We start from the raw sequence: 15,549 nt of genomic DNA, 5'->3' as shown, positions 1-15,549 counted from the left end.
CGAATGTAAGGACGAGTCGACAGTTCCTGGTCGAGACATGAAGAAGAAGACTCTCGGTCAAGGCTTGGTTGAGGAGATGGCGGCCGAGCAGCGGCGGGTCGTAGCGGACTGGCATGCCTTGGTCCTCTTGCGTCGAGCGACGCATCGGATTCCTGCGGAGATGCGACGCTGGGCGAAGGCCCCTACCAGTCTGGAGGAGATTCGGGGAATCCTGAGGCGTCTGGTCGCGAGTGGTGAGTTCCAGCACCCGAGCAGTCTCCAGTTTCTCTATGAAGTCCGGGCACCGTATGCACGCACGGGGGTGCTCTCCGAAGACGAGATCCTCATGGAGGTTCACCCGTACGCGGCACTCAGCCACATCACAGCGCTCGTTTTTCATGGGATGACCGACGATTTCCCGCAGGAACTCCAGGTGGTCCTTCCGTCGGACGGAACAGGAGGCCTGCTTCCTCCTGGGATCCATTCGGAAGACGAGGAAGGGGCCAAGTATGCCTATGGGCGGACGGTGGAGGAGGTTTTTGGCAAGCCTGTTCGTTGGCATTGGCTATCGAGAGGCTCGTCCATGTTTGGCACTATGGAGTATCGCCCTCGGGGTTATCCCGTCCGCGTGACGACACCGGAACGGACGCTGCTTGATGGATTGATGCACCCGGAATGGTGCGGTGGCTTCGAGAAAGTTCTACGCGCCTGGGTTCATGTGCGTGACACGCTGGATGTGGATGAGCTGGTGGAACTTGTCGAGCAGTTTGGCGTGGCTGTGCTCCGTCAGCGTGTGGGGTTCATCCTGGATGAACTCCAACTGGAGCATCCGAAGGTGGAGCTATGGCCAGCACGAGCCAAACGTGGGGGCTCAAGTCGGCTTGTTGGGAGCGAGCCTTTCGCATCCACCTACAGCGAGAAATGGAAACTATCCGTTAATGCTCCCATCGACGTTCTCCGTGAAGTATGAGGTGGTGGCTTGGACACCACCTACCCGACCACGTTTGAGGGGATATCCTCCTGGGCGAAACAGCAGCGAATCGCACCGAGCGAGGCTCGCATGCGCTTCGCGCAATACGCGGTCCTTCGCTCCATCGCTGGTTCGCGGGCCCTGAGTCGCATTCTGGTGTTCAAGGGGGGTAATGCGCTCGACTTTGTCTGGCAGCCCAATCGCAGCACCCTGGACCTCGATTTTTCCTCAACGGATGAGGCCTTGGACGAGGAGAGGCTCCGGACGTTGATGGACCAGAGCTTGGCTCAGACGGAGCGGGTGTTGGGAGTAGCCCTCCGCGTGCAGCGAATCGATAGACAGCCTCCGGGGCCGAACAGGACGTTCGTCACCTACGAGGTGAAGGTTGGATACGCGCTCCCCGACGATCGTCGTAACCAGGAGCGAATGGCCCGAGGTGAGCCCTCCAAGAGCATTGTCCAACTCGACATCAGCTTGAATGAGCCCATCTGCGATGATCGCCCCATCAACATTCAGGCTGCGAATCCCTTGCGTGTCAGCACCATTGAAGACATCATCGCCGAGAAGCTCCGCTCATTGCTGCAGCAGCCCATCCGGAATCGAAACCGCCGGCAGGACGTGCTCGACATTGCAGTGCTGTTGCTCCGCCACGTGAGCATCGACCGCGCGCGCATCGCGGAGTATCTGCGTCGAAAAGCTGCGGCTCGGAGCGTTCCCGTGTCACGGGAGGCCTTCCGGAATCCAGAAGTCGAGAGTCGGGCCCGCGTGGATTATGAGGCGCTCAAGGGAACGACGCGCGATACCTTCATTCCCTTCGACGAAGCGTTCAGTGAGCTGCTGGGCTTCATTGCACAACTCGATATTCCCGAGGAGTGAGCCACTCCTCGCGTGTCTTCATGCTTGCTCGTGGGTCCCCGAGGGGGCGGATTTGTGCACCGGCAGCTCCAGGCGCAGCCGCGCGCCTCCCTCGGGCCGGTTCTCCGCCTTCAGCGTTCCCCCGAAGCGCTCCACCAACTCGCGCGAGATGCTCAGCCCCAGCCCCGTCCCCTTCTCCGGGCCCTTCGTCGTGAAGAAGGACTCGAACAGCCTGGGCAGCACTTCCGGCGGGAAGCCCGGCCCGTTGTCCTCCACCAGCAGCGTCACCCTCCCCTCCTCCGCCACCCCCGTCACCCGCACCTCGCCACCCTGCACCTTCGCCTCCTCCAGCGCGTCCCCCGCGTTCACCAGCAGGTTGAGCAGCACCTGTGCCAGCCTCCGCCTCGTGGCGAACACCTCCGGCAGCTCCGCCGGTATCTCCACCTTCAGCCGCGCCACGTGCTTGAGCCGCACCGCCGCGAGCCTCGCCGCGTCCGTTACCACGTCCGCCAGCGCGCACTCGCTCGGCTCCTCGTCGTCCATCCGCGAGAAGCCCTTCAGGTCCAACACAATCTGCTTGATGCGCTCCACCCCCGAGCGCGTCTCGTCGAAGGCCTCCTGGAACTCCTGTCGCTCCTTCTCCGGCAACGGCTGCGCCAGCACCTCGGTGCGCAGGAACGCCAGGTTGGAGCCCACGAAGGACAGGGGGTTGTTGATTTCATGCATCACGCTGGCCGCCAGCCTTCCCACCGTGGCCAGCTTCTCCGTCTGCGCCCGGTAGCGCTCGGCCTTCGTCAGCTTCTCCATCGACTCGCGGCGAGCGCGCTCGACTCGCGCCTCGTTCTCCGCCACCTGCGCCTTGCGGTACTGCTCCGAGCCGTACACTCCAAAGAATGTCGCCGCCCCCACCGTGCCCACCCAGGCCAGGGTGTTGAGTGCCTGGCCGTTCGTCAGCGGCAGGATGACGAGCATCCCCAGTGCACCCGTCACCCCGCAGAGGATGGCCAGCTTGGGCTCCTGGGGCTGGATGAGCGCCATCAACAACGGCAGGGAGGGCACCATCGCCATGTACGGGCTGTTGCTCCCCCCGGTGACGGAGACGAGCCCCAGGAAGCAGGTGCTGATGAGGACGCCGTGGAGGCTCCTGAGGAGCGGCAACCGGTGCTCGGGAGTCCTCACCAACAGCCAGGTGTAGACGGACATCTCCGTGACCCAGGCCAGCCGGACCAGCAGGGGCGCGAGGCTCGGGCGCTTCAGGATGAGCACGTCCAGCACGTAGAGCGCGAGGAGGGTAGCGCAGAACACCCGCGTCATCCTCCATTGCCGCCGCTTCTCCTGCTCGGAGAAGTAGCGTGGGCTCAGCCCTTCCTCCGGGGGGGGCGGCGGCTGGGACATGGTTGCGGCGGTACTCCGGCGAGAGGCTCCCCCCATTGTAGGACGTTGGGGTAGGGCTGCCCAGCCCGGCACCCCTCACCGCCGGGTGGCGATCACCACGCACAGCCCGTGACGCCCGTAGGGCTCGGGCAGCGCGTCCGCGTGTACGTCTACCTGGAAGCCCTGCGCCTCCAGCAGCGCCCGTGCGCGCGGCAGCAGGAAGGTCAGGTAGTACATGACGAAGGGCGGCTTCCACACCGCGTTGCGCACCCGCATGGCCGTGTTGAAGGCCCTCGCCAGCCAGTAGCCCGGCCGTAGCCGCGAGGGCTCCTCCCCTGTCACGAACAGGAAGCGGCCTCCCGGCTTCAGCACCCGGTGGACGGCCTCCACCAGCCGCGGCTCGTCCTCCTCGGGGATGTGGCCGAAGGCGCCGAAGCTCGTCACCAGCTCGAACTCCTCGCGCCATGGCAGCTCCAGTGCATCTCCTCGCACCCATTCGAGCGCCGCCGTCCCCGGCGCGTCCGTCAGCCTCCGGCGCGCCTCGTCCAGCATCCCCTGGCTCAGGTCCACCCCTACCACGCGCTTGTGGCACAGCGGCCTCAGGTGGCGCATCGCCGCCCCCGTGCCGCAGCACACGTCCAGCGCGCTCTCCACGCTTGCGGCTGGCCCCGCTAATTCCACGCTCGCCTTCAGCACATCGTCCGGCGTGCGGAACGGCGTGTAGTCGAACTTCGGCGCCAGCAGATCATACCCCCGCTCCATCGAGCTGAGGCCCTGCTGCATGAGCTCCATGAAGCTCGGTCCCTTGGGGTGGAACATGGGGGGTCTCCGGGAAGGAGGAGGGGCCGCTATCAAACGGCGGAAGCGGCCTGACAGTCGAGATGTCCGCGAAATCGGTGCAGGCTTACATATTCGCTACACCTCCTTGAACTTCGCCCCCGTCGCCCCGACGCGCTCCAGGGCCTTCTTGAGCTCCTCGGAGACCAGCAGTACCACGAGCCATCCCCAGGGGCGGAACACCTTGGCGTCACCGACCTTGGAGGGGTCGATGCGCAGGCCATGGACGGCTCGATAGTTGCCCGTCTTCTCCGGGCGTCCATCCTCGGGCTTCCAGTAGTGGACCTCCGCAGACGCCTGGTCGTCGATGCACTTCACAACGCGCGTGACGTTGAGGATGAAGAACTCATCGGACTGGCCTTCAACGTCCACCGGAACGAGCTGCACGTCCGTAGCGGCCAGCTCCGCGAAGATGGGGGCCACCCTTGCGTGAACGACGGGGGCACCGCCGACGGCCGTCACGCTGAAGTCCAGCGCCCTTCCAGCGCGGTAAAGGGGGACCCGAAGGTGCCCGTCCATGGCTACGGGCGCCCCGCTCTCGAACTGCCATCGGTCTACCTCGAAGCCCCGTGGATCAACGGGATCATCCAGATACCAGCGCCCGGAGACGTGGACGTCATCGGACAATCTGAAGTACCGCATGGGAATCAAGGTCTCCTTCGGGTCACTCGGTCCGTGTGACCAGCTTGTTGAGGTGAGTGCCCTCGGTGGCGATCTCCCTGGCCAGCCGCCGGAGTTCCTCCGTCAGTCCCTCTCTACACTGCTGCGGGCTACGACAGCCCTTCATCGCGTCCCTCAGCCGGTCGCAGTAGAGCGACGCCTTGATGACCTCCGGGTCGGCCATGTCCTTGAAGGACTGCATCATCTCAGGAACGATCTCTTCGATGGCGAAGGACATTCCGAGGGCATAGCGGCCATCTCCGGTGAAGAGGGGGTTGTTCATCAACACGTCCCGGCAGCCCCACCGTTTCTCCAGAGTCCCCTCGGGTCTTGGAGACATGCTGGAGCCGGGAGGCGGCTTCACCGCCCCATGCGACTCACGTCATCAATCCCCTCAACAGTTGATGAACATTCGTAACAGACGCATTTTTACCAGACGCGGTCTTACTTCACACAGGCGAACGACACGTTTCCAGTCGATGAGCCGTGTTCGAAAGGACCGAAACCCGTCGCATATCCATTCCGTGCGCAATACCGGTGGACTGCTGACCTACAGGCCAGGGCCAGGACTGCGGCTGGAGTACAACTAGATACCACCGCTGTGAGAGTAGAGATATGCGTATTGATTACACTCGCGCCAGGGCCGGGGATGCCCTGAGGCCCTTGAGGACCGGTGTCGCCCTTGGGACCCTGCGGGCCCGGAATGCCTTGCACCCCCTGCGGACCGGTGTCGCCCTTGGGACCCTGCGGGCCCGGAATGCCTTGCACCCCCTGCGGACCGGTGTCGCCCTTGGGACCCGGCGGGCCCGGAATGCCCTGCACCCCCTGCGGACCGGTGTCGCCCTTGGGACCCGGCGGGCCAGGAACGCCCTGCTCGCCCTGTGGACCCGCGTCGCCCTTCTCACCCTTGGGTCCCACCGTGCCCAGGGTCACATCGAAGGAGTCATTCTGTTCCACGTTGGGGCCGGTCGACATCGTTAGCCGGTAGGAGCCGGAGCGCATGAGTACCGGAGGCAGGGCGACGACGACAGTGTAAGGGGTGTAGGTCTTGACTTGCACCCCGATATCCATGAGGTAAACGCTGGGCGCGAGTCCGGTGGAAGTGACGAAGTTGCGGCCATGGATGGTCATCTGGTCCAGATCGTAATCCACCTCCAAGTCCGTGATGTGCATCCGATTCTGGGTCGTCTGCGCCTGCGCCTGTGCCGAGATCGTCAGTCCCGCTATCAGGCCGGTCAGTACGCCCAAGCGGATGGTCATGGACGACATGCGCAGGTGGACCACCAAAGTCCTACTCCGGAAGGCTTTCATCATGAAGTGTTCTTGTTTCTCTTGATGTGTGGATTTTTGATGCGCATGGAGGCGCAATCGTTGGCATTCACTCTTACAGCAAAGAGTCTTCGTTCAAAACGGCCTCGAGAACTGGCACTTCAGGCTGGCTGCTACTCGAACGAGCAGACGAATACCCGTGGTGCGCAGTTTTGGCCAGTGCAAACCCTGTCGAGCGGTCAAAGTGACGGTGGTGTTGCTTGCTCATGGTGCTCACTCCGCCCTTCCTGTTGCCGGGGTATGGGTTGAGCAGCCTGCTGGGGCGAGTGGGGTCCCTGTCGCTCCGGCTATGCGCGAGCCTCACGACGAACGAAGAATGAAGGCATCTCCCTCCTCACGGCGGAGAGTCGGCTCCTGTCCGCCATGTCGGTGAGCACCGTCCTCATGGTGTTCACCGACTGGCAATGGTGACCAGGGAGCTGCACATCCTCCGGCGCGCCTTTCGATTGCGGCTGCCGAGGCGTGGGCTCCCGCCAAGGCCATCCAGGAACTGGCGGGCCACGAGCGCCTCACCACCATGCAGTGGTACATGCACCTGTCCCCGGCGGTGAAGGACGCGGCCATCAGCCTGCTAGACACAGCGGGCCCCCAGCTTTCTGGAGACATGCTGGAGACGGGCTCCGCGACGAAGGTAAAGACCGGTGGGTGAGAAATGGCGAAGGGCCCGAAATCGTTGAGGTTTCCCTCGTGATTCCGGGCCCTTCTATTGGCGAGGAGTACGGGACTTGAACCCTTGGACACAGAGTGCCTCAAGCCCGCGACGGCACACACCTCATTGGGTCGCAGAGTCCAGGCGGTGCTGGAATCCAAGGAACTACTCCGCCCGGTTCTCTCGTAGAGGCCGCATGACCGGGGAGGCGTCCACGGTGGACGCCTTCGCGGCCCGTGCCTTCCTGACACAGCGGGCTAGGCGCTCACCTGTAGAGGCTCGACGAGCATGGGCAGGCCGCCCTTGGGCCGCAGGGTGACGAGTGGCTCGGGCTCCACGGTGTGGCCGGGCACGGCGCGCAGCCGGAAGCGTTGCAGCACCGCGGCGGTGATGAGGGTGGCCTCCATGAGGGCGAAGTTGTTGCCGATGCACAGCCGCTGGCCGCCGCCGAAGGGCAGGTACGCCAGGCGCGGGCGCTGGGCGGACTGCTCGGGCGAGAAGCGCTCCGGGTCGAAGCGCTCCGGCTCCGGCCACAGCTTCGGGTTGCGGTGCAGGGCGTAAGCGCTGATGGCGACGATGGTGCGCGGGGTGGGGGTGAGCCGCACTCCGGCGAGCACGTCCTCCTTCACCGGCTGGCGGGCCATGATCCACGCCGGCGGGTAGAGGCGCATCGTCTCCTCGAACACCTGGGTGAGGTAGCGCAGCCGCGGAAGGTCCTCCGCCGTGGGGGCTCGGCCGCCGAGCACGGCCTGGGCCTCGGCGCGGGCGCGGGCCTCCACCTCGGGGTGTTGCGCCAGCAGGTGCCACATCCAGGCGAGCGCGTTGGCGGTGGTCTCGTGGCCGGCGAGGAAGATCGTCATGGCCTCGTCGCGCAGCTGGGCGTCCGTCATGCGCTCGCCGGTGTCGGCGTCCTGGACGGCCATGAGGGTGGCGAGCAAGTCGTCCCCCTGCGTCTGCCCGGCGCGGCGGCGGGCGATGAGCTCGAAGACAACGGAGTCGAGGGAGTCGAGGGCCTGGCGGAAGGCGCGGTTGCGCGCGGTGGGGATGAAGTCAGGGGCGTAGAGGCCCAGGGAGAGGATGCGGTGGTTCGTCTCGGCGAGGGCGACGGTGAGTGCCTGGCCGACGCGGTCGGCGGTGCCGCTGACGTCCGTGGAGAAGAGGGCGCGGCCGACGATGCCCAGGGTGAGGTGCATCATCTCGGCGGAGACGTCGAGGGGCTCGGAGGGGTTGGGGCGGGCCTGCCAGCGCGCGAGCATCTGCTGCGTGGCCTCGACCATGGAGCCGGCGAGCGCGGCGAGGCGCTCCTTGTGGAAGGCGGGCTGCATGAGGCGGCGCTGGCGCTTCCAGAAGTCACCGGAGCTGGTGAAGAGGCCATTGCCGAGCAGGGGCCAGGCATCTCGGACGAGGCCGGCGGGCTTGCCGTACTTGTCCGCGTGGTCGAGCAGGACGTGTTTGATGAGCTCGGGGCTGGTGAGGGACAGCAGGCTGATGGTGGGCCCCATGCGCAGGCGGACGAAGTCGCCGTACTCCTGGTGGGCGCGGAGGAAGAGCTGGAGCGGGTTGTGGCGCCGCTCCTGGATGCTGCCCCAGAACCAGTGACCCCGGGGACCCGGGGCCTCTCCCAGCGTGCGTGCTTCCGGCATGGCGCGTCCCTCGTGTGAGATGGGCCGGCCCCTCGGGGGAACCGGACGAGGGAGACGCTAGCATCCGCCCGCCCGGTCATCCTCTCCGGGCGAGCGCTCGCGGGGAGTCGATAGGAGCACTCAATGCACCGGGGCGGATTCGGGCTCCTGGTAGGCGCCGCCGGAGATGCCGGTGCGGGCCTCGAATTCGTTGCAGCCGCTCATGCCCGTCACCTGGAGCTCGAACTCCCGCAGCTCCGGCTCCATGCACTGGGCGACCTCGGTGTCATCAGGTTGGGCGTTGTGGCTGTTGAAGTAGCGGCAGCCCTTGCAGTTGCCCCAATTCTTGTCGGCCATGATGTCTCCCTCTCTCCCTCGTCGGTGGTGGCCCTCCCTTTCGAGGGTGGGAGTGGCGCGTGGCGGCAACAAGCGGCGCCTGCTCCGCCCTTCGAGGAAGAGGCGGGCGGCTTTGTGAGACACTGGGCCATGCTCTCCGCTCCCCGCTGTGCCGAGCACCAAGACGTGCCGGCCGCGGGCATCTGTGGGCGCTGCGGCGGCTTCTTCTGCGAGGGATGCGCCACCTGGGTGCTCGGCGCCGTCTACTGCACCGCCTGCGGCGCGCTCCCCGAGGTCAACTACCTGGAGACCTTCCGGCTGAAGTTATGGGGCAAGCGGGACACGTGGGCCTGGTTCCTCGGCTTCTTGGGCCTGGCGACATGGGTCCGCGGCCTCGTGCTGCTGGCGAGCGGGGACCCTCTCGCCGCGGCCCTCTTGCTTGCCTGCTCGGCGGTGGGCGTGGGGTGCTTTTGGGGTCAGCGGTGGGCCCGCGTGGGGCTGCTCGCCCTGCCCGTGGGGCTGGGGGGGGCCGGGCTGGTGCAGGAGCAGGTCCTGCCCGTCGTCGCCACCCTGTTCCTGCTGCCCATGGCCTTCTCCATTCACCAGGACCCGAGGCACAAGCTCTTCTTCCGGCTGCCCCTGCCGGAGCCCGTCCTGCGGCGGCTGTGGAACCGTTACGAGAACAATCCCCTGGCGCTGGTGGGCCTGCAGCTGGGGCTGTACGGGGTGTTCTTCCCCCTCTTCGCGCCGGTGGCCCTGGGGCTGGGGCTGGCGGCCTTGAGGCGCGTGAATCCCGAGGCCCGGCCGCCCATTGGACGCAGGGGTCAGGCCCTGGCCGCGATGGCCCTGGGTGTGGGCTCTCTTGCGCTGTGGGGGGGCTTCCTCGGGCCGCGCCTCCAGGAGCTGCTGGGCGAACTGCTCGCCACGGGGTAGCTCCAGGGGGCCGTGTGAAGGTGCCGCACGACCCCCTCCAGGGTGGAGGCCTGGAGGGGGTCCGGTCCCGAGCCGAGGTGGGAGGCACCCACCGTGCGCGGACCGGCGTCCTGGCGCGTGAGCGTCAGGGGTGCCGGTTCGGGAACCCTTCTGAAATTCAGGACCCGCGAAGTCATTCTCCGGCCACAGGCTGGCCGGGGTGTGGGGCGGAGACGCTGCATATCCCACCCGGAAAGTTCGTGGAGGACAAAAGGCGGGGGAGCACATGAAGCGAGTGGGGACAGGGGGTTAGAGTGGCTCGTTCCGAATAGCCGCTGGAGGAGTCCCATGAGGCATGCCCGAGCCGTGTTCCTCGCGCTGACGCTCGCCGCCACGCCCGCGGTGGCCAGGCCACCGAAGGAGACGAAGCGCATCTCGTTGGACGTCACACGAGCCAACGTGCACGACGTGCTGAGGATGTTGGCGGACGTGGGCCGGTTGAACCTGGTGGTGTCCGAGGAGGTGCAGGGCACGGTGACGCTGTCGCTGCGCAACGTGGCCTGGACGGAGGCGCTGGACGTGGTGCTGGCGTCGCGAGGGCTGGGGATGGAGCGGCGGGGCAGCGTGCTGCGGGTGGCGTCGCTGAAGACGCTGCAGGAGGAGGCCGAGACGCTCGCGCGGCTGAAGCAGGCCAGGGAGCAGACGGCGCCGCTGCGCACCTGGCTGATTCCCGTCAACTACGCGAAGGCGTCGGAGCTGCTGCCGCACGTGCAGGGCGTGCTGTCGCCGAGGGGCCGCGTGAGCGTGGATGCGCGCACCAACACGCTCATCGTCACGGACGTGGAGGCGCCGAAGCTTCCGTAGGCGCGGCTGTTGTTTCCTCTTGAGAGGCGCGGCCGTACCAGCTGAGCGCGAGCAGCACATCGCCGCGCCAGGTGGGGGAGAGGCCGCGCTCCAGGTCCACCCCGCCGCGAGCGGTGAGGGTGAGGCCCCAGGGTCCCAGCCGTCCGCGCGCGCCGAGCAGGGCGCGCAGGGGAATGCGGGGGCCGCCAGTGCGCAGGAAGGCCTCGAGTCCGGCCTGGGCGCCGAGGAAGCCCTCGAGGCGGGGGCCACCGAGGCTCGCGGTGAGGCCCGCATGCGGCCCGAGGCCCACGTCAGCGGGGCCGCGCATCACCCCGTAGGTGGTGAGCCCGAGCTGTGCCGAGGCCTGGAAGGCGCCCTCGCCCGAGGTGAGCTGCCACTGGCCGGCGCCGCGCAGCTCCAGCACTCCGGTGGACGGGAGGAAGAAGAGCTCGCCGCCGAAGGCGATGGGCCGGGACTCGGGCACGGGAGGCCGGGGAAGGAGGAAGCCCAGGCCTACGCCTTGGGGGCCCGCGAGCAGCGAGAGGTGCGGGGCGTCCACGCGGCCGCGGGCGGTGAGGATGGGAGCCTCGGCGGCGGCCACCGGGGCGAGCAGCAGCACACTGGAGAAGACGAGGGCCTTCATCGGGCGGTGACCTCCGTGCCGGGCACCTGGCGGATGTCGTCGGCGCCGGTGCCCTGTCCGGTCAGCGCGGCGTTGAGGAAGAGGGTGAGGACCTCGGCGATGCGCTCGTGCGCGGTGTCGAGCGGGATGGCGGGAGCGCAGCCGTCCTCGATGTCCCGCTGGTCGCTGGCGGTGAACTGGAAGTGGGTGACGCCCTCGAGGACGGCGAGCACCGAGGGAGAGGGGAGCAGGGCGGCGTCCGCGCGGACGCGGGGGAGGTCGGAGAGACAGTCCAGCTCACCGGCGAGCGAGAGCGAGGGGACGGCGAGCGAGGGGAGACGGTCGAGGTCGGCCGGGTCCGGGTAGCTGGCGAGGAGGGCGAGGGCCGCGAAGCCACCGTCGAGGGCGAGCTTGGTGGCCACGACGCCGCCGAGGGAGTGGCCAGCGACGGCGATGCGCGTGGGGTGGACGAGGCCCTCGAGGAGCGAGTCCTCCGGGGGCGAGGTGAGGAGCTCATGGGCGAAGCGGCCGTTGTCGATGGCGGACAGGGGCATGTCGAGCGGGTGCGAAGGCATCGCGACGACGTAACCGCGAGCGGCGAGGGACTCGGCGAGCCAGAGGTAGTCCTCGGGGGGGACGAAGCCGCCGTGGACGAGGACGAGCGCCGGGAGGGGGGAGCCGTCGGCGGGCCTGGCGGGGCGGCCCTCGGCGTCCGAGGGGAAGAGCACGCGCACGGACACGAGGTCCGTGTGACGGGCGCGCACCTCGAAGAAGGCTTCGGCGACGGGAGTGGGGGTGGTGTGCAGCAGCTTGCCCGAGGTGGGCGCGGGGAGCGCGCAGCCGGACAGGGCGAGCCAGAGGCAGAACAGGGAGAGGGACAGCGGGGCCGGCTTCATACGAGGGACTCGCGGGGGCTGACGGGTGGGCACTGTGTAAGGCCCGGGTCCTCGGTTTGCCAGGCCGCGAGCCAACCCGAGTGCACGCGATACCCTCACCCCCGACCCCTCTCCCGGAGGGCGAGGGTAGGGAGGCGGAGCGCCTGCCGACCGCGAGGCGCGCGAAGTTGTCCAACGGTTGGACAACTTTTGGAAGAGCGCGCCCGGAGTCGGGGCTCAATCGCCCACGATGCCGATGCGGACGCGGTGGTGCTCGGTGCCAGTGGCGGCCTTGAGGGTGAAGTCCGCGACGTCCTCGGCATACACCTGACGGCCGCCGGTGGGCAGGGACTCCACGGCGGTGCGGTACTTGCCTGTCTTCACGCCGCTGGGCATGACGGGAGGGCACACCACCACCCAGTCGAGCTCGCTCTCCTGCAGCACATGGAGTGCGCCCCGGTGGTCCTCGAAGGCATGGCGCAGGAAGGGAGGCAGGCCGTGCTCTCCGGTGAGGCCCCCCGCCGGGTGGGGCAGCAGTCCCGCGGCGCCCACCACGACGAGCCGCTGGATGCCCTCGGTCTTCATCGCCGTCACGATGGCGCGAGTGGCCTCGGTCACCACGGTGACCGTATGCGTTGCGTCGCGAGCACCGATGGTACTGACGACCACCTCGGCTCCGCGGATGGCCTCGGCCACGGTGGTGCCGTCCTCCAGGCTGCCCTTCTTCACGAACAGCCGGCCGTGCTTCATTCCCAGTCGCTTCGGGTCTCGCACATACGCCGTGACTTCATGCCCCTGCCCCAGCGCATCGTGCACCAGTGTGTGCCCGACGCGCCCCGTCGCTCCGAAGACCGTCAACCGCATGGGTGTTGCTCCTCCGTGCCCCGTCCCGTGTCCATGGGCCGGGCCCGTCAGGCCCTGGCTCGAACGAGCGCGGCCCCGGGTGTATAGCGCCCTCGGCACCGGCTTGTCCGCAAGCTGTTTACGGCACGGGGCACACGGAGGTGGGGGTGGCCCGTTACCGCGTCGCGGCCATCCCCGGGGCCCGGGCCAGGTGCTCGACCGCCGCCGTCAGCTTCCGCACCTCTTGCTGCAGACCCGCGATGGCCTGGCCGTGCTCACGCAGGTGCCCCTCGTGGCGCTCGAACGTCTGTTTCACCACACCCAGATGCGTGTCGTGCTGGTCGAGCCGCTTGGAGAATTCGGACCGGAGGTTATTCGTCTCCTGGTGCATGGCCTCGAGCATCAGCTGCTGTGAACGGTCGATTTGAGCCAGGAGTTGGATGCTCTGTTTCTGGCCTTCCTCTCGGAGTTCCTGCAGGGCAGAGGCCAGCTGCCGGTCTCGTGTCTTGCTGTTGGCGGCTTCCTGGTCCACCTTGAGCGTCAACTCCGTGAGTTGCCGGTCCATGCTGTCCAGGCGCTGGTCGGTGCGCTGCTGACCCTCTTCCAGCGATTGCAGTCGCTGGTCGGTGCGCTTCTGACCGTCTTCCAGCGATTGCAGGCGCTGGTCAGTGCGCTGCTGACCCTCTTCCAGCGATTGCAGTCGCTGGTCCATGCGATCCATACGCTGCTCCAGCCGCTGCTGGCCCTGCTCCAGCCGCTGCTGACCCTGTTCCATCAAGGCGAGGATTCGCTGCTCGCCTGGCGTGAGGGACTGCTCGCCCATCCCCATGGGCACCGACGTGGACCGCTCCATCGACGCACTCCTCCTGTGATGACTTCCCGAGTAGGTTGACCCATGAGGTCACCTCTCGTCAAGTCACCGCTCAAGTCAGGTGCTCGGGTGTCTGCCCTCCTGAGAGGGCGGCTCACTCGCCGATCAGCTTCGCTTCCAGCTCATCCAGCTCGCGCTTCACTGCCGTGTCCGTCTCGCGCAGCTTCTCCACCTTGCGCACCGCGGAGATGACGGTCGAGTGGTCCTTGTTGAAGCGCGCGGCGATCTCCGGGAACGAGCCCTTCGTCAGCTTGCGGCTCAGGTACATGGCCACCTGCCGTGCATGTGCGAGCGCCTTGTGCCGACGGTCCTCCTTCAGCGCCTCCACGGGCACCTTGTAGTACCGGGCCACTTCCTTCTGGATGCTCTCCACGTCCACCACTTGCCGCGAGGGCAGCACGTCCTTGAGCACGTGCGAGGCGAAGTCCACCGTCACCGGGTGCCTCGACAGCGAGTGGATGGCGCTCACCTTCACCAGCGCTCCCTCCAGCTCGCGCACGTTCTTCTGGAAGGCCCTCGCGATGAAGTGCGCCACCTCGTCCGGCAGCTCCAGCCCCTCCATCACCGCCTTCTTCTGCAGAATGGCCACCCGCGTCTCGAAGCTCGGCTCCTGGATGTCCGTAATCAGCCCCATGCTGAACCGGCTGCGCAGCCGCTCCTCCAGCCCGGGCACCTCCGCCGGCACCATGTCGCTCGTCAGGATGATGGCCTTGCCCTGCTCGTGCAGCGTGTTGAACGTGTGGAAGAACTCCCGCTGCGTCTCTTCCTTCCGTCCGAGGAACTGCACGTCGTCGATCATCAGCACATCGCACTCGTCCCGGAACTTCTTCCGGAACTCCGGCATCCGCTGCTCGCGTACGCTCTCGATGTACTCGTTGGTGAACTGCTCGCTCGACAGGTACACCACGCGCTGCGTCGGGTCCTTGTCCCAAATCTTGTTGCCGATGGCGTGCAGCAGGTGCGTCTTGCCCAGCCCCGTGACGCCATAGATGTAGAGCGGGTTGTAGGCCCGGCCCGGGCTGTCGGCCACCGCCTGGGCCGCCGCGGCGGCGAGCTGGTTGCTGTCGGCCACCACGAAGCTCTGGAACGTGAAGCGGGCGTTGAGCCGGGGCGGCCGGGCCCCGTCGGACTTGACCGGCGGTGCGTGTTGCAGCTCCGGCGGAGGCGCCAGGCCCGGCACCACCTCATAGGCCACTCGGGAGAGCTGATCCGTCACCTTCGTCAGCGTGGACTCCATCAGCCCCCGGTAATGGTCGTCCACCCAGTCCTGGTAGAAGCGGTCCGGCACCGCCAGCACGAGCGCGTCCTCGCGCACGTCCAGCGCCTGCATCTTGCCGATCCAGCTCAGGGCGTAGTCCTTGCCCTCCCGCTTGAGGCAGTCCAGCATCCGGGCCCAGAGATTCTCGGCACTTGGCTGTGGGGGCAGGGAGCGGGCGAGCGCGGTCACGTAAGCCTCCGAAGCCCCGGCGAGACCGCCAGGGAGGGGGCCGACCGTGCTAACAGGCCCCCCCTGGGCGATCAAGTTTGCGGCCCCAACCCCAGACATTCCGCACCCCTAGAGCCTCTGGTGCGATCGCACGCCCGGGGCGGAATCCCAGGCCCCCTCCTACCGGTTGTGGTGCGAGTCCTCCCACCCCCTGCCCGTTTCACCCCGGGTGTGGGGCGCAAAAGGGAGCCGGACCCTCAGAACCGGACAGCCCGGAGTGATCCGACGTTGACTTGGGTGGGAGATCGGGTTACGAGCGCCGCCTTCCTCAGTCTCATGGATAAGGGCGCCCCCTTTTCGAGCGGGCGTCTCGTCGTCCCAGGAGTCCAGCCGTGTCCAAGCGCACCTATCAACCTTCGAAGATCCGGCGCAACCGCACCCACGGTTTCCGCAAGCGCAACTCCACCAAGGCCGGTCAGGACGTGCTCAAGAGCCGCCGCGCCAAGGGCCGTAAGCGCCTGGTGGTGTCCGCCTACAAGAAGTAGC

General features: G+C 67.2%; 17 protein-coding genes and 2 pseudogenes. 6 read left to right on the top strand and 13 right to left on the bottom strand.

Annotated elements, in window-relative coordinates; all coding sequences use genetic code 11:
- The first annotated feature begins 37 nt into the window (after positions 1–37).
- Both OV287_RS54855 and OV287_RS54850 read left to right on the top strand, forming a co-directional pair.
- Positions 38–949, top strand: a complete 912-nt coding sequence (locus OV287_RS54855; RefSeq protein ID WP_267542077.1) for a type IV toxin-antitoxin system AbiEi family antitoxin domain-containing protein — start codon at positions 38–40, stop codon at positions 947–949.
- A gap of 9 nt (positions 950–958) precedes the next feature.
- The gene (locus OV287_RS54850; RefSeq protein WP_267542076.1) at positions 959–1,825 is read left to right on the top strand and encodes a nucleotidyl transferase AbiEii/AbiGii toxin family protein; all 867 of its coding nucleotides are present in this window, start codon (positions 959–961) and stop codon (positions 1,823–1,825) included.
- Positions 1,826–1,843: 18 nt separating this feature from the next.
- Here the strand turns inward: OV287_RS54850 and OV287_RS54845 are convergent, their stop codons facing one another.
- From OV287_RS54845 to OV287_RS54825, 6 genes and pseudogenes are all read right to left on the bottom strand, one after another.
- Positions 1,844–3,199: a sensor histidine kinase gene (locus OV287_RS54845; protein WP_267542075.1), complete on the bottom strand. Its 1,356-nt coding sequence runs from the start codon at positions 3,197–3,199 to the stop codon at positions 1,844–1,846.
- A gap of 75 nt (positions 3,200–3,274) precedes the next feature.
- Positions 3,275–3,997 carry a class I SAM-dependent methyltransferase gene (locus OV287_RS54840; RefSeq protein ID WP_267542074.1) on the bottom strand — a complete coding sequence of 241 codons (723 nt, stop codon included), beginning with the start codon at positions 3,995–3,997 and terminating at the stop codon, positions 3,275–3,277.
- A gap of 96 nt (positions 3,998–4,093) precedes the next feature.
- Positions 4,094–4,657, bottom strand: coding sequence for an imm11 family protein (locus tag OV287_RS54835; protein ID WP_308809818.1), 564 nt, complete (start codon positions 4,655–4,657; stop codon positions 4,094–4,096).
- Positions 4,658–4,679: 22 nt separating this feature from the next.
- Positions 4,680–4,817: pseudogene (locus OV287_RS56785) on the bottom strand (AHH domain-containing protein); the annotation flags it as partial.
- A 6-nt stretch (positions 4,818–4,823) separates the two neighbouring features.
- Positions 4,824–4,973, bottom strand: a pseudogene (locus tag OV287_RS56780) (AHH domain-containing protein); the annotation flags it as partial.
- 146 nt (positions 4,974–5,119) lie between these two features.
- Positions 5,120–5,989, bottom strand: coding sequence for a collagen-like domain-containing protein (locus OV287_RS54825; RefSeq protein WP_267542072.1), 870 nt, complete (start codon positions 5,987–5,989; stop codon positions 5,120–5,122).
- A 532-nt stretch (positions 5,990–6,521) separates the two neighbouring features.
- On the opposite strand from OV287_RS54825, the gene OV287_RS54820 reads away from it, so the two are divergent.
- The gene (locus OV287_RS54820; RefSeq protein WP_267542071.1) at positions 6,522–6,653 is read left to right on the top strand and encodes a hypothetical protein; all 132 of its coding nucleotides are present in this window, start codon (positions 6,522–6,524) and stop codon (positions 6,651–6,653) included.
- A gap of 257 nt (positions 6,654–6,910) precedes the next feature.
- Here OV287_RS54820 and OV287_RS54815 read toward each other — a convergent pair whose 3' ends face one another.
- Positions 6,911–8,296 carry a cytochrome P450 gene (locus OV287_RS54815; protein ID WP_267542070.1) on the bottom strand — a complete coding sequence of 462 codons (1,386 nt, stop codon included), beginning with the start codon at positions 8,294–8,296 and terminating at the stop codon, positions 6,911–6,913.
- A gap of 120 nt (positions 8,297–8,416) precedes the next feature.
- Positions 8,417–8,632 carry a hypothetical protein gene (locus OV287_RS54810; RefSeq protein WP_267542069.1) on the bottom strand — a complete coding sequence of 72 codons (216 nt, stop codon included), beginning with the start codon at positions 8,630–8,632 and terminating at the stop codon, positions 8,417–8,419.
- A gap of 129 nt (positions 8,633–8,761) precedes the next feature.
- Here OV287_RS54810 and OV287_RS54805 point away from each other — a divergent pair, with 129 nt between their 5' ends.
- Together OV287_RS54805 and OV287_RS54800 are read left to right on the top strand one after the other, a co-directional pair.
- Positions 8,762–9,544, top strand: coding sequence for a DUF4190 domain-containing protein (locus OV287_RS54805; protein ID WP_267542068.1), 783 nt, complete (start codon positions 8,762–8,764; stop codon positions 9,542–9,544).
- A 327-nt stretch (positions 9,545–9,871) separates the two neighbouring features.
- Positions 9,872–10,387, top strand: coding sequence for a secretin N-terminal domain-containing protein (locus OV287_RS54800; RefSeq protein ID WP_267542067.1), 516 nt, complete (start codon positions 9,872–9,874; stop codon positions 10,385–10,387).
- On the opposite strand, the gene OV287_RS54795 is transcribed toward OV287_RS54800, so the two are convergent.
- The 5 genes from OV287_RS54795 to dnaA all read right to left on the bottom strand — a co-directional run bounded on the left by OV287_RS54795 (position 10,356) and on the right by dnaA (position 15,024).
- Positions 10,356–11,009: a hypothetical protein gene (locus OV287_RS54795; protein WP_267542066.1), complete on the bottom strand. Its 654-nt coding sequence runs from the start codon at positions 11,007–11,009 to the stop codon at positions 10,356–10,358. The genes OV287_RS54800 and OV287_RS54795 overlap by 32 nt on opposite strands.
- The gene (locus OV287_RS54790; RefSeq protein WP_267542065.1) at positions 11,006–11,884 is read right to left on the bottom strand and encodes an alpha/beta hydrolase family protein; all 879 of its coding nucleotides are present in this window, start codon (positions 11,882–11,884) and stop codon (positions 11,006–11,008) included. The genes OV287_RS54795 and OV287_RS54790 overlap by 4 nt, the downstream gene beginning before the upstream one ends.
- A 216-nt stretch (positions 11,885–12,100) precedes the next feature.
- Positions 12,101–12,727: an NAD(P)-dependent oxidoreductase gene (locus OV287_RS54785; RefSeq protein ID WP_267542064.1), complete on the bottom strand. Its 627-nt coding sequence runs from the start codon at positions 12,725–12,727 to the stop codon at positions 12,101–12,103.
- Between the two features lie 154 nt (positions 12,728–12,881).
- Positions 12,882–13,559, bottom strand: coding sequence for a hypothetical protein (locus OV287_RS54780; RefSeq protein WP_267542063.1), 678 nt, complete (start codon positions 13,557–13,559; stop codon positions 12,882–12,884).
- Positions 13,560–13,671: 112 nt separating this feature from the next.
- Complete coding sequence (gene dnaA / locus OV287_RS54775; RefSeq protein ID WP_267542062.1) at positions 13,672–15,024, bottom strand: chromosomal replication initiator protein DnaA; 1,353 nt, start codon at positions 15,022–15,024, stop codon at positions 13,672–13,674.
- A 371-nt stretch (positions 15,025–15,395) separates the two neighbouring features.
- Here dnaA and rpmH point away from each other — a divergent pair, with 371 nt between their 5' ends.
- The gene (gene rpmH, locus OV287_RS54770) at positions 15,396–15,548 is read left to right on the top strand and encodes a 50S ribosomal protein L34 (RefSeq protein WP_267542061.1); all 153 of its coding nucleotides are present in this window, start codon (positions 15,396–15,398) and stop codon (positions 15,546–15,548) included.
- The last annotated feature ends 1 nt before the right edge of the window (position 15,549 follow it).

The sequence above is a fragment of the Archangium lansingense genome, assembly GCF_026626635.1.
GTDB classification, from domain to species: domain Bacteria; phylum Myxococcota; class Myxococcia; order Myxococcales; family Myxococcaceae; genus Archangium; species Archangium lansingense.
This window is presented reverse-complemented; position numbering and strand designations above follow the sequence as displayed.